We start from the raw sequence: 12,530 nt of genomic DNA on the forward strand, positions 1-12,530 counted from the left end.
AGCTCAATGCCGTGGCAAGACGATTGAACGAGCGTCCGAGAAAGACGCTGGGCTACGAAACGCCTGCCGAACGGTTCCAGCAAACTATTGCATCGACCGGTTGAATCCGCCACCCCGAAGCGGCGATCCATGTCGCTGCAACTGCAACGCCGCGTCGAGCTCCATCGGACATTCGCCCACGCTGATCGAGGTTTGAGGTGAGCCCGCTACATTCACGTTTTGCTTTCTTTCCATAATTCGACTATAGTCGAATTATGGAAACGACTCATACCGTCGCAGCGCTTGCGGCACTTGCGCACGAGTCCAGACTCGCGATCTTTCGCGCCCTGGTACAGGCAGGCCCCGAAGGTTTGCCCGCCGGTCAGATCGCCGTGCTGCTCGATGTGCCACCATCGTCGCTCTCCTTCCACCTGAAGGAACTGGCCCATGCGCAGCTCGTCACCAGCCGCCAGGAAGGCCGGTTCGTCTTCTACTGCGCGAACTTCGCAACGATGAACGGCCTGCTGGCCTATCTCACCGAGAACTGCTGTGGTGGCAACCCCTGTTCACCGGTAGCGGCATGTTCCCCTTCCAGGAAGAGGCAGTCATGAAGCGCTTTCACATTCACGTCGCCGTCACCGATCTCACGGCGAGCATCCGCTTCTACTCCGCGCTGTTTGCGACCGAGCCGACCGTTGTCAAGGATGACTACGCAAAGTGGATGCTTGATGACCCGCGTGTCAATTTCGCGATCTCGCAACGTGGCGCCGCACCAGGCCTGGACCATCTGGGTGTGCAGGTCGAGACCGAAGCTGAACTGGCCGAGATGCACGGTCGGCTTGAGAACGCAGCGTTGCCCGTCGATGCGCAGATCGGCACCGCCTGCTGCTACGCGGAGTCGAACAAGTACTGGACCGTCGACCCTCAGGGCCTCGCGTGGGAGTCGTATCACACGCTGAACAACATTCCCGTGTTCGGTGAGTCACGCAATGCACAGGCCAGTCCACCCGCACCCGAGGTCGCGGCGTGCGGCGCTCCGTCATCGGGCAAACCGGTCGATATGCCGGTCAGGTCTTCGTCGTGCTGCTGAGTCCAGCGCGCGACTCAACGAGAAACGTATGACGACCAACGTATTGATCCTGTGCACGCACAACTCAGCGCGCAGCGTGCTCGGCGAGGCCATGCTGAATCACCTCGCTTCCAGGCTGGGCAAGAGCGTGCGTGCTTTCAGCGCGGGCAGCGCACCGGGTGGCCGTCTGAATCCGTTCGCTATCAAGGTACTCACGCAGGCGGGCATCGACGTGAGTGGTTATCGCAGCAAGAGCTGGGATGAGTTTGCCGATGACGATGCCCCTCCCATGCGTATCGTCATTACCGTCTGCGACAGCGCGGCTGCCGAGACATGTCCCTACTGGCCGGGCAGTCCGGTCAAGGTTCACTGGGCCTATGCCGATCCGTCTGTTGCACCAGGCGACGACGACGGAAAGCGGGTAGCGTTCGAACTTACCCGTCAGGCGATCGGATATCGCATGCTGCAATTGCTCGCGCTGCCTCTGGACGCGATGAGCAACGAGGACCTCCAGCGTGCACTCACAGCGATTTCCAAATCATGACCGCAGTGATGGGGCTTAGGCGCAAGGTCTTCGCCGAGCTGCTTGGTACAGCCCTGCTGCTCGCGGTGGTGATCGGCTCCGGCATCATGGCGGGACGACTTGCGGGCGGCAATGTAGCGGTCGCCCTGCTCGCCAACACGCTGGCAACCGTGGGGGGGCTGTATGTGCTGATCGAAGTCTTCGGGCCATTGAGCGGAGCCCATTTCAATCCGGCCGTCAGCGCCGTCATGACGCTGCGTGGTGAGCTGCCTGTGCGTGAGCTCCTGCCGTATATCGCTGCGCAGCTGGTCGGCGCACTGCTCGGCGCGTGGCTTGCGCATGCAATGTTCGATCTGCCCATCGTCGAGCTATCGGGCAAGGTTCGTACGGGAACCGGGCAATGGATTGCCGAAGCAGTGGCCACCGCCGGGCTGCTTCTCGTCATCCTGCGCGCGCCGGCCGGGCGCGCATCGATCCTGGTAGCCGCATACATCGGTGCAGCATACTGGTTCACGGCGTCAACGTCGTTCGCGAACCCGGCCGCTGCGTTCGGCCGCATGTTCAGCGACAGCTTCGCAGGCATTGCGCCGTCGAGCGTACCCGGCTTCGTCATTGCCGAGCTGATCGGCGCAGCCATTGGCCTCTCCCTGCACTCGGCGTTCGAACCGCGCAAGCAACGTATCGGTCATCCGAACCTGATCGAATCCTCAGGTGAGCATGGAGATATTCGCTGACGCGAGCGTCTGGTCAGTTTGCGCTTCACGACTGCCTTGAGGATCTATGTGTTAGCGCAGATACCTCACCGCTTCCGCGGAACTGAACCATCTGGCGCGGGCGTAGATTCCAGGCGCTGAAGAAGACGCTCGACAGCCTGCCGGTCACCATCTACCGCATCGCGCTCGTCATCCGTGAGCGGGATTTCCTGCAACATCCGAATCATGCCTGCCTTTGATGCGATCAGTTCGGCCCGGGTCGATTCTTTCGGGACGTAGAAGTTACACCGTGCACAGGCCATGCGGTGCGGACATTGATCGAAGAATTCGTACGAGCATAATCCGTGGCCCAAGTCGTAGTAACGCCACGGCTGGTCAATGCTTCGCTCATCTATCACCTGCCGATCAATCAGCACCTCCATCATTCTCAGGTTCCGCTGGAAATACTGCGCCTCCGAGTAGGCTTTTGCCAGCTTCGTGGGCGTGAAGGCGACATAGTGCTGCGTGGTGACCGGCGAACGATGACCGAGCCATGCCTGCAGCTCGAATAGCGTCATCGGTTCCTTGGCGTTAAACAGCTGGCTCGCGATGGTCGACCGTGCCCGGTGGCTGCTGATCTGGCCGCGTGCGTCGACTGCTGGAATGCCGGCCTTCCGACAGAGCATTGGAATGAGACGCCGATTCAGATAGTGATGCGGAATCCTCTTCGCACGATATGAGAACAGGAAGGCCACCTGTTCGCCGGTCTTGATGTCGAGCGCAAGTGGCTGGACCGGACGCACTCTTTCCCAAGCCAACATTGCTTCGCCGACGACCGCATCGATAGGTTTGGTAAATGCGGTTCCTGTCTTGTGCACTGGCACATCGAGCATCCAGCACTGCTCACCCGGGCCTCCTGCCAACGGCTCCTTCCGCGCACAGCCCGTTCGCAGTCTTACGATCTCATCGCTACGTAAGCCGGCGAAGAGCCACACGATGCTCAACGCTTGCATCATCTCGAGCGGATAGTAACCGCCGGTGCTGCAACGAATCTCTTGCAGATCGTCGCCTGCCGTGCTGCCGTGCAGGGGAAGATCGCTCAACGTCAGGTTGAGCCCAGCCCAGAGGAGCTTGGCCCATAGGTCGTCCGCGATGGCGCGTGGTGCCGGTCCTATGAGTGATTTCACCGAACGGGGCGTGGCAAATGCGCGCGACGGGTCGAGGCGGCGCGGTATCCATTCCCATTCCTGAGCATCGACAAAGAAGCATCTTATCGAACCAAGCAAGGCCGTTTTGGTGCGGGCACTGATGGGTTTGCCAAACTTGTCGCCCATACCGGCAGTTTTCCAGACGTAGTCTCCGACTCGCATGCGGTCCACCGCGCCGACATATTCTGCTGCCAGCTCCCGGGTCCACTGATCGGCGCGGGTGGTTTCGGGATGTCGGTCTTTCATCCAACGCCCCGCCTTCAGAATCATGCTTCGAAACTGGCGGCGACTACGTACAGTCAGGGTACTGGTTGCGTCCCATTGCTCTGCCATCGCAACCCATTCGGAGGCGATATTCGCTATCCCCGCTGCATGTATGAATTCCCTGTCGACCGTATCGCGCACTTTGGGCTCATCCACAACTAATCCCGACGCCGTCAGGACACGCGTCAATTGAAAGTACAGCGCGCTGCGGGCGGCCGAGTCGCACCAGCGGTTGCGAGCTTCCTTGACAAGCCCCGCCGTCAGGGATTCAAGGTCCGGCCGTCCATTCATGAGCAGAAGCTCTGCAACCATGCTCATGAGTTGTTTGTTGTGGCCTCGATAACCCCATGTTTCCGCGGTATCGGTCACGCGCTTCAACGTGGCAGCAACTTGTTCCTTGCCGAACACCAATTCCGCCAAGGCTAGCCGTTTCAGCCCCTTGAAACAGGAGGTGTCGTTGATGCACTGGAGTAGATACGCGACGGCGATCAATGCCTCTCGCTCACCGCCACTTGCTATGCTGTTGGTCGAAACAAGCGAGCGTTGGCTCGTCCCTATCACCTCGCGCCATGCAGCGCTGTCCCATCCCCAGAATGTGCGATTTTGTCGTGCACAGTGATTAAGCAATATCAGCCTGACACGATCGCTACATCCGCATTTGCCGTCGACCATGGCAAGCGCGTCATTGATCGGCGTCACCAACCGCTGGAGCCCTGCCAGGTGACCAGGCGCCGCCATTGCATTGCGCGTGGTTCCCATCGTCTCTGAAAGCTCGCGTGCCAACGTTCGTTGCTCTGCAACCGTGAGCCTGATGCTGCGGTCGTAGTCCTCGATTCGCAAAGGCCAGACCCACCGACAGGCGTCGGAGCCTGGCGGCTGCGAGGATTGGAGACGGGGAGCTTTCATGACCGTTACTACTTGTCCGCAATACCCGCCAGCGCTTCGATACGCCACGTATGAATCTGACGCATTGTCTTTGCGAATCGATCCGCCAGATCCTGGCCGGAAAGATGGATGTATTGCCGCGTCGTCTCCAGACTCTGATGGCCGGCAAATCGAGCGATCTCGTGGAGCTGCCAGCCCGACCTTGCAAGGTCCGTCAGACAAAGATGTCGAAGCGTATGAGTAGAAAACGCCGGAACGTCGGCGCGGAGGGCTATGGACCGGACGACCTTGGACCACGTCCACAACGTGATTGCTGCTCCATGATTGCGGGGTGATTCAGACAGGAATACGGCGTGCCGATCTCGTCCCGCAGGGGGCCTGCGGCGCAGATAGTCACGCAGCAGTTCTGCTGCCGTCTCGGAATACGGCACGACTCGCTCGCGTCGCCCCTTTGTCGTCTCAGCACGCACGCGCAATAGCCGATGCGCCGGATCGAGATCACCGCTATGAAGCTGACACAGCTCTTCGCGACGAAGCGCTGCATCGTAAGCAAATACCAGCATGCATCTGTTTCGCTTCGATTCTTCGCGAACCACAGCGAGCAAGCTCCTCCATTGCTCTTCTGTTGGAATCCACGGCAGCTTATGGAATCTCGGAAGGAGTCCTCGATCGCCGCCCCCGCCGAATTGCCTTGATGAGGTGTACCGGCCGCAGCCAACGGGGTTAGTTCTGACTAGCCCTTCGTCAATCAGAAACTCGAAGAGTAACCGGACCGCGGTAAGACGCTGCTGCAACGTTGCATTCGACAGGCAGCCGCCTGAGCCGGCGCGAACCTCGTCGGGTCTCGATCGTCTTGGCTGTGAGAGCATCTCGCCCACATATCGCGCAATGGATTCGCGCGATGTCCCGCGAAGGTCAACACCTTGCTCCTGCTCAAAGCGAAGAAAGCCTTCAATCGCGCTCATATACGCTGTGATCGTGTTCCTCGCCAACCCGAGTGATGAGCAGCTCGTTATCCATCGGCGCGCGAAACAGTTTGACGCGATCAACGGATAACGTTGCCACTCCGGTTCGACCAAAGCGCTGTCTGCAGCCATGAACGCTCTCCCGGAAAAAGAGTCGGACAGGAACTTGCAGCGCAAAACGGGGCGAAATCGCTACCGCCTCCGGTCCGGGTTATCCACCGGGCTGCTCGCCTCTCGCTACAGAAAAGCGGGCGGCAGCCCCGTGGATAACCCTACGCGACCTCGCGCACTCTGAGCCTTAAGTCTCGACATTCATCTACCGTAGCACGATCACAATTCCAAATAACTACAACTACCCGCCCCTTTATTTCTAGACGTGCCCCTTCCGAAGCGACTGCTGATAGAATGTATCGCAAATGCAATGCATGGAGCTCTCAATGAAAACAGCAACCATCCCGGCGCTGCGCGTTGAACCGGAACTGCGTCGTGCGGCCGAAGAGGTGCTGAACGACAACGAAAGTCTCTCCTCCTTCATGGAGGCGTCGCTTCGCGCAAGCATTGCGCAGCGAAGGTCTCAGCGGGATTTCGTTACTCGCGGGCTCGCCGCCGGAAGGGAAGCGCGCGAAACGGGTGATTATCATGCAGTTGGCGATGTATTTGCCGAGCTGGAGGACATGCTGCAGACAGCAAAGCGGGCGAGAGACAACCAGTGACGTACAGAGTTCGCTTCAGCGGTGGCGCCCGGCGCGATCTGTTGCGCCTTTATGACTTCCTCCTAGATCGTGACGTGGTATTAGCCGAGCGCGCACTAGAAGCTTTGCGCAAATCGATACTGGTGCTTGAAGACTTCCCATTCACGTGTCGGAAGGCCAACGCAGAGAGTCCTTTTCTTCGTGAACTCGTCGTACCGTTCGGATCGTCTGGCTACGTTGTACTATTCGAGATAGAAGACGCAGCAACAGTGACTGTCCTCGCCGTGCGGCATCAACGAGAGGACGACTACCATTAGGCAGGTGTGAAATTGTTTCACCGGGCTCCGTCGGGCTACGCAATCAAAGGCTGGGCAGGCAATGTCGCGTTCAGACTCTACGGTCCCTTCCGATCGAAGTCCATATCCGGTTAGCAGGAGCCTGTCAGATATTAGTGTGACGAGGTCATGAGACGATAACGGAAACTACGTCCTATGACCGAAGCAACTGTGATCAAGAAGAGCAAGAACGCGAAGGCGCCGAAGCTGTTCCCCGATGAGCTGATCGACCAACTGCTGGCGCAGATTCAGAACAAGGATGCCGAGTCGGTTCTCGGTGAGTCGGGCCTGGCCGGGCAACTGAAGAAGCAACTGGCTGAGCGCATGCTGGCGGCGGAGTTGACGCATCACCTGGAGAGCGAGGCGGAGCAAGGCAAGGCCAGCAATCACCGCAATGGCACGAGCCGCAAGACGGTCCTTACGCCCAACGGCGAACTGAATCTGGATATTCCGCGCGATCGGCAGGCGACGTTCGAGCCGCAACTGGTCGGCAAATACCAGCGCCGGCTACCGGGCTTTGACGACCACGTCATCAGCATGTACCCGCGCGGCATGAGCGTACGCGAGATCCAAGGCCATTTGCTGGAGCTGTATGGGCTCGAAGTGTCGCCCGATCTGATTTCCACCGTCACTGACGAAGTGCTGGCCGAAGTCGAACAGTGGCAACAGCGTCCGCTCGAGGCGATGTACCCGATCGTGTATTTCGACGCGCTGCGGCTGAAGATCCGCGACGACGGCACGGTCAGGAACAAGGCGGTGTACCTTGCGCTGGGCATTCGGGCCGCCGGCCGCAAGGAAGTGCTGGGCCTGTGGATCGAGCAGACCGAGGGTGCCAAGTTCTGGCTGAAGGTCTTCAACGAACTGAAGAACCGTGGCCTGCACGATATCCTGATCGCCGTCGTCGATGGTCTGCGCGGCTTTCCGGAGGCGATCGAAGGGTTTTGTCGCGGTAAGGGCAAGACGGCGAACAAACGGTATTATAAGTAGTACTGCTTATGCTGCAAGTGAGTAAAACTGCTCGGCACGGGTGTATCCGATGCCACTGTCTTCCATTTGGCCCTTGGCGATCATGTGCATGAGTTCGATTCCGCTCAACAGGATGCGGGCACAACGAAAGTTCTTGAAGCCGAGCATGGGCCGCGTGCGTCGCTTGATCGCCCGATGATCTTGTTCGACAACGTTGTTCAGATACTTGTTCTGGCGAATCTTGATCGGTGTCTCCCGCTCCGCGTTGAGGGCATCCAGCGCGGCCCGGTTCGCACCGCTTTTATCGATTGTCACCGTCTCGGGTTCGCCATTTTGGTCGATTGACTTTTCGAAGTAGCGCCGCGCCGCGGCCTTGTCACGATGGGCGCGCAGCAGAAAATCCACCGTGTTGCCCTCCTTGTCGACTGCGCGATACAAATACTTCCACTGGCCTCGGACCTTGATATACGTTTCATCCATTCGCCAACTCCGACCGACGGCTCGCTTTTGGCGGCGAAACGCCTTCTCGAGAACCGGCAACACCTTGGTGGCCCAGCGATGTACGGTTGAATGGTCGACCGAAATTCCGCGCTCGGCCATCATCTCTTCCAGATGTCGAAGGCTCAACGGATACGCCACATACCAGCGCACACACGTCAGGATCACATCGAGCGGATAGTGCAAGCGCTTGAGCACCCGTGCCAAGGCTGGATTCAGAGTCGTCATCAAGCGTCCGATCGTTCGCATTGTCAGGGCGCATGATACCCGACGCTTACTGCGACAAAACCTTGCATCCGGCCCATCAGTTCGGGCTCGTGGAGCGTGATCTCGAAGAAGAACTTCAGACCGGTGATCGCCGCATTGAGCGACACCGGCGACGTGCCGTGATCGACCAGATGCAACTGGTAACGCCGCAGGTCCTCGACGGTGGCGGTGTCGGGCGGGCGCCCCAGAAACCGGGTGAACTCGCGCACAATGCGCAGATAGCTGGCCTGCGTCTTCGGCGCCAACTGGCGCATACGCATGTCCTCGAGCATGCGCTGGCGCAGCGGGCTGACAGTCTGGTGAGTTTGAGTCATGACTCTGCCCCCGTTGAACCGCGAGGCGGATTGCTTCGCCCATCAACATGAAAACAGAGTCGGTTTCCTCCCCATTGCCACTACCGCCGGCCGCAGCCCCTTACCGCGCGAGCGGTTTAGTCCTATGACGCTTCATGGCCGGTTCGTGCCTGATGGCGATCCGCGGCACGCGACCCGAAGCGGTCGGTCGCCTTCCTCTGGAGCGGACATTTATGCCTCTCTTATACGGCCGAGACATGCCGTGTGGCTTTTACGCCAAGCCGAAGGCATGAGAATACGTTTTGGTGCGTCAGGAAACTGTTCATCCGCTCGGGAGCGCTGCGCCAGCAAGCATTCAACGCAGAGGCGACCACACCTCCGGCAGGCAAATCGCCGACGTTGCGTTTGTAATCTGTTCCGGACCGCCTTTGGGCGGCCAAAGGCCTTCAGCGTAATGCCGCCTTCGCAATGTCATACGCTCCTCAAGACTCGAGAATCCCCAGATATGCGTAATGCGCGGTGGTCCATCGAGTGCGTACATGTTGCCAATGAGATGCGATGTGTACGCTTCGGCCGGACCCAGCGCGCGTTCCCAAGCGGTAATGGTTGGTGCAATCCCTCCGGCCTTCAGCCAATAACGGCGAATCTCGTAGAAGTTGCCAAAGGTCGCCGCCGGCTCGATATCCGGTAAGAAGGGAAAAAGAGCGTAGCTTTCCATGATGAATTGAACGCACGCGCTTTCAATTCCGAAGGGTTGTTCGGCGGTCAATGCGCGATTTCGATCATAGTGCAGCTCATCCATCGTCTCAAAGCTGCGCATCACGACAATGCGCGACAGTTCGCCGATTTCCGTGCGCCATGCTCCGAGCAGCCTGCCTGCCGCGTCGGCATCTGATACCCAGCGATGGGCGCAATCGGACACCGCGTCCTGTTCCACAAGCGGACACGACAACGTCGCCAGTTCATACAGCATTTCGCCTCTCCTTTCGCTCACGTAACAGCAATGTATTCCTCGATCGCAGATCGATAAACGCACCACGTCTTGAAGCAGAATCCACTAACATTGAGCAATGGACCTTCTCAAGGCGATGACCGTCTTCGCACGTGTAGTGGAAACTGGCAGCCTGACGGCCGCGGCGGAGACATGCGACCTGTCGCCAACCATGGTCGGCAACTATCTTCAGGCGTTGGAAAATCGGTTTGGCACGCAGCTCATTCACCGCACGACCCGCCGACAGAAAATCAGCGCGTTCGGACAGGCTTATTACGAACGATGCGTTGAGATACTCGACCTAATCGACGACACAGAGCGGCTGGCGCTCGACCACCTCGCGAAGCCACGAGGCTTGCAATTACCCACTTCGATTCAGGGCGAGTTCATAACCTAGTTGAATATCGGTGAGGCGCCGCATGCCACGCCACACGACGGTATTACCTGGTGGCGCATCACTGGCTCGGCCCAGATAGCCTCCAAGCCGGGCGACCTTGATAAGGTTTCGCAGGAGCGGTGGTGCCTGCGCGGTAAGCGGCAAGTCAGGGACTATGCACTCGAGCAATTCTATTTCCGTTGAGGTGAAGGCTGCCTCAGCTGGAGCTTGCGGCGCACATCGGCTGATCATTGTCAGCCAGAATATGCGCCAGCTCAGGATGCAGAATACGGAGATAAGGTTCGCAAGTCGATCGGCGGTGCGTAGCTTCGAGTCCTCGGCCTTGCATCCGGATTTGAGAATCTTGTGGAACGTTTCGATCTTCCAGCGCATGGCGTACCAGTCGAGCTTCTCGATTGCTTCTGCACGCGATTGGACCGGGAGATTGGTCAGCAGCTTCCACTCGATGCCAGGACGCCCGGGCGGCACATCGCGCTCTTTCGCGTGGATCACCGTGAGTTGCAGCGCCGGGTAGCGGCCTTGCTTGCCGATGGGCGGCAGCACCGTCGTGCGTTGGTATCGAAGCTCAAGGGTTACGGTCATCGGATGCCCCTTCGCATCACGAATCTCGACACGATGCAGTCCTTTGACCTTGACCTGCTCCATCTTGTCTGCGATGGTGTGATTTCCATCGCCGGCGAGTCGGTCAACGCAGGTCCGCACGAGAAAGTAAGTGCTCAGATCGTACGCTGTACAAAACAGTTCGTAGATGTCACTTTCCCGATCGCCGACGTGAATGCAACGCACCGGGTCGCCGAGCAGCGCCGTTGACTGGCGCATGTTCTCCAGCCAGCGGTAACTCTCCTTCTCTTCGATTGGTACGCGTGTAGGATTGACGTGCCGCTTCAGCGCGGTAGTACCCTTGAACCTGCTTCGGGTCCAGAATTTTACGGCGGCCAGACCCAGCGGCAATCCCTCGGCAGTAACAACCAGACTCGAATGCATCAGGATGCCGCATTGTGTCAGCGGCCTTAGAGAGCCATTTTTTCCACGCTTGATGGCCATCTTGCCTGTATAGCCGATCAGCTCCGGGCGCTCCCGCTGATACGAGAATGTCGTCGTATCCTGAAGGATAAGAATGGGGCCCTGCGTCGACTTGAAGCGCTCTGCACTCGCATGGAAGTGACCGCTCAAGATCTCCTGCTCGCTGACCCGCTGATTAGACAGGAATCGGTAAGCGGCCTTCGTTGAAGACCAATCCTGACATGCAAAAGGGATCGTTTGGCCTATGCCGGACCACAACCGTTCCAGCACCATGCCAAAGCGTTTGCGCAATCTGGCATCCTGAAACCTGCTCGCCTCGATCTCCTTCTCGAACCAGGCTCGCTCGTCTGCCCGCTCTTCTTTAGCCATCTCGCTCGCGCAATGACTATAACGCGTGCCAGGTTACCAGGTTTCGTGGCTGAAATGTGGGTAATCACAAGGCCACGAGGACGCTTACGCGTCACTGCGCCTGTGGTGTTCACAAACGAATGCCTGATTCCCGAGCTCGCGGACTATTACGAGCGCTACCCCGAGATCAAGCTGGATATCGTCGCCACCGACGCGCTCGTGGATCTGTTCGACGAGGGTTTCGAGGCTGCAATTCGCATCGGCGCTCTGGCAAACCCGGAAGCGGTGGCGCGTCCTCTTGCTCCGTATCGGCTTGTGCTATGCGCGTCGCCCGGCTATGTCGACGGAAACGGAGCGCCGACCACGCCGCAAGCGCTTGGCGACCATCAATGCCTTACCTATGCATACCCGCCGCGATCGGAATGGCACGCGGCGCGCCCCGGATGGACGCTGCAGGGACCGGATGGGCCGGTCAGCGTCCCCGTGGATGGCAGATTGAAAATCGACAATGCCGAAGCCTTGCGCCGGGCAGCACTGGGAGGACTAGGTATCGCGCTGCTCCCTTCCATGTTGATACCAGAGGACATTCGAGAGAAGCGTCTGATCGAGATCTTGCCAGACTTTGCCGCGCCCGAACGGTCGATGAGTCTTCTCTATCTGCAAGAACGACGGAGATCGCCGAAGCTTCGTGGTTTTATTGAGTTTGTAGTTGAGCGGTTTGGTGCTGACACGGCGCGCCCGATGTAATTCCGGCGCCCGCGCATGAGGCGTCGTCAAATCGTCGAACAACTGGCATCTACGTCTCCGGCCAGCGTTAGCAGCAATGGAGAGGAAACCTACTCTGTTTTCATGTTGATGGCGAGGCAATCCGCCTCGTCGTTCAACGGGAGCAGAGTCACTGCGTCAGCGCAAGATCAACGGCATACGTATGCGTCAGCTGGCGCCGAAGACGCAGGCCATTATCTGCGCATCGTGCGCGAATTCACCCGGTTTCTGAGGCGCCCGCCCGACCCCGCCACCGTCGAAGACCTGTGGCGTTACCAACTGCATCTCGTCGACCACGGCACGTCGCCCGTGTCGCTCAATGCAGCGAGCACTGGCTTGAAGTTCTTCTTCGAGATAACGCTCCCCTCCC

General features: G+C 58.9%; 11 protein-coding genes and 5 pseudogenes. 10 read left to right on the forward strand and 6 right to left on the reverse strand.

The window, feature by feature from the left end:
- The first annotated feature begins 254 nt into the window (after nt 1-254).
- From JMY24_RS30940 to JMY24_RS30955, 4 genes are read left to right on the forward strand one after another with little or no spacing between them, the layout of a single operon-like run.
- Entirely contained in the window at nt 255-590 is a 336-nt protein-coding gene (locus JMY24_RS30940; RefSeq protein WP_128598273.1) for an ArsR/SmtB family transcription factor, read from the forward strand.
- On the forward strand, nt 587-1,069 hold the full coding sequence (locus tag JMY24_RS30945; protein ID WP_128598274.1) for an ArsI/CadI family heavy metal resistance metalloenzyme: 483 nt from the start codon (nt 587-589) through the stop codon (nt 1,067-1,069). The genes JMY24_RS30940 and JMY24_RS30945 overlap by 4 nt, the downstream gene beginning before the upstream one ends.
- Nucleotides 1,070-1,097: 28 nt before the next feature.
- Nucleotides 1,098-1,592: an arsenate reductase ArsC gene (locus JMY24_RS30950; RefSeq protein ID WP_128598275.1), complete on the forward strand. Its 495-nt coding sequence runs from the start codon at nt 1,098-1,100 to the stop codon at nt 1,590-1,592.
- Nucleotides 1,589-2,305, forward strand: coding sequence for an aquaporin (locus JMY24_RS30955; protein WP_413231281.1), 717 nt, complete (start codon nt 1,589-1,591; stop codon nt 2,303-2,305). Before JMY24_RS30950 ends, JMY24_RS30955 begins: the two co-directional genes overlap by 4 nt.
- Before the next feature lie 65 nt (nt 2,306-2,370).
- On the opposite strand, the gene JMY24_RS30960 is transcribed toward JMY24_RS30955, so the two are convergent.
- Nucleotides 2,371-4,641, reverse strand: coding sequence for a tyrosine-type recombinase/integrase (locus JMY24_RS30960; protein WP_128598276.1), 2,271 nt, complete (start codon nt 4,639-4,641; stop codon nt 2,371-2,373).
- An 8-nt stretch (nt 4,642-4,649) separates the two neighbouring features.
- Entirely contained in the window at nt 4,650-5,717 is a 1,068-nt protein-coding gene (locus tag JMY24_RS30965; protein WP_201703470.1) for a tyrosine-type recombinase/integrase, read from the reverse strand.
- A gap of 305 nt (nt 5,718-6,022) precedes the next feature.
- Between JMY24_RS30965 and JMY24_RS30970 the strand changes: the two genes are divergently transcribed.
- From JMY24_RS30970 to JMY24_RS30980, 3 genes and pseudogenes are all read left to right on the forward strand, one after another.
- Nucleotides 6,023-6,298, forward strand: coding sequence for a YlcI/YnfO family protein (locus JMY24_RS30970; protein WP_128598277.1), 276 nt, complete (start codon nt 6,023-6,025; stop codon nt 6,296-6,298).
- On the forward strand, nt 6,295-6,594 hold the full coding sequence (locus tag JMY24_RS30975; protein WP_128598278.1) for a type II toxin-antitoxin system RelE/ParE family toxin: 300 nt from the start codon (nt 6,295-6,297) through the stop codon (nt 6,592-6,594). The genes JMY24_RS30970 and JMY24_RS30975 overlap by 4 nt, the downstream gene beginning before the upstream one ends.
- Before the next feature lie 174 nt (nt 6,595-6,768).
- Nucleotides 6,769-7,545: pseudogene (locus tag JMY24_RS30980) on the forward strand (IS256 family transposase); the annotation flags it as partial.
- 60 nt (nt 7,546-7,605) lie between these two features.
- On the opposite strand, the gene JMY24_RS30985 reads toward JMY24_RS30980, so the two are convergent.
- From JMY24_RS30985 to JMY24_RS30995, 3 genes and pseudogenes are all read right to left on the reverse strand, one after another.
- Complete coding sequence (locus JMY24_RS30985; RefSeq protein WP_128598279.1) at nt 7,606-8,304, reverse strand: IS6 family transposase; 699 nt, start codon at nt 8,302-8,304, stop codon at nt 7,606-7,608.
- 62 nt (nt 8,305-8,366) lie between these two features.
- Nucleotides 8,367-8,657, reverse strand: a pseudogene (locus tag JMY24_RS30990) (site-specific integrase); the annotation flags it as partial.
- 334 nt (nt 8,658-8,991) lie between these two features.
- Nucleotides 8,992-9,609 carry an NIPSNAP family protein gene (locus tag JMY24_RS30995; protein ID WP_128598281.1) on the reverse strand — a complete coding sequence of 206 codons (618 nt, stop codon included), beginning with the start codon at nt 9,607-9,609 and terminating at the stop codon, nt 8,992-8,994.
- A gap of 97 nt (nt 9,610-9,706) precedes the next feature.
- Here JMY24_RS30995 and JMY24_RS31000 point away from each other — a divergent pair.
- A pseudogene (locus JMY24_RS31000) lies at nt 9,707-9,982 on the forward strand (LysR family transcriptional regulator); the annotation flags it as partial.
- Nucleotides 9,983-9,988: 6 nt separating this feature from the next.
- Here the strand turns inward: JMY24_RS31000 and JMY24_RS31005 are convergent.
- Nucleotides 9,989-11,416: an IS4 family transposase gene (locus JMY24_RS31005; RefSeq protein ID WP_236597592.1), complete on the reverse strand. Its 1,428-nt coding sequence runs from the start codon at nt 11,414-11,416 to the stop codon at nt 9,989-9,991.
- 63 nt (nt 11,417-11,479) lie between these two features.
- On the opposite strand from JMY24_RS31005, the pseudogene JMY24_RS31010 reads away from it, so the two are divergent.
- Nucleotides 11,480-12,142: pseudogene (locus JMY24_RS31010) on the forward strand (LysR substrate-binding domain-containing protein); the annotation flags it as partial.
- Nucleotides 12,143-12,323: 181 nt separating this feature from the next.
- Nucleotides 12,324-12,523 (forward strand): annotated as a pseudogene (locus JMY24_RS31015) (phage integrase N-terminal SAM-like domain-containing protein); the annotation flags it as partial.
- Nucleotides 12,524-12,530 lie beyond the last annotated feature (7 nt).

Source organism: Paraburkholderia kirstenboschensis, from assembly GCF_904848585.1.
Classification (GTDB): Bacteria; Pseudomonadota; Gammaproteobacteria; order Burkholderiales; family Burkholderiaceae; genus Paraburkholderia; species Paraburkholderia kirstenboschensis.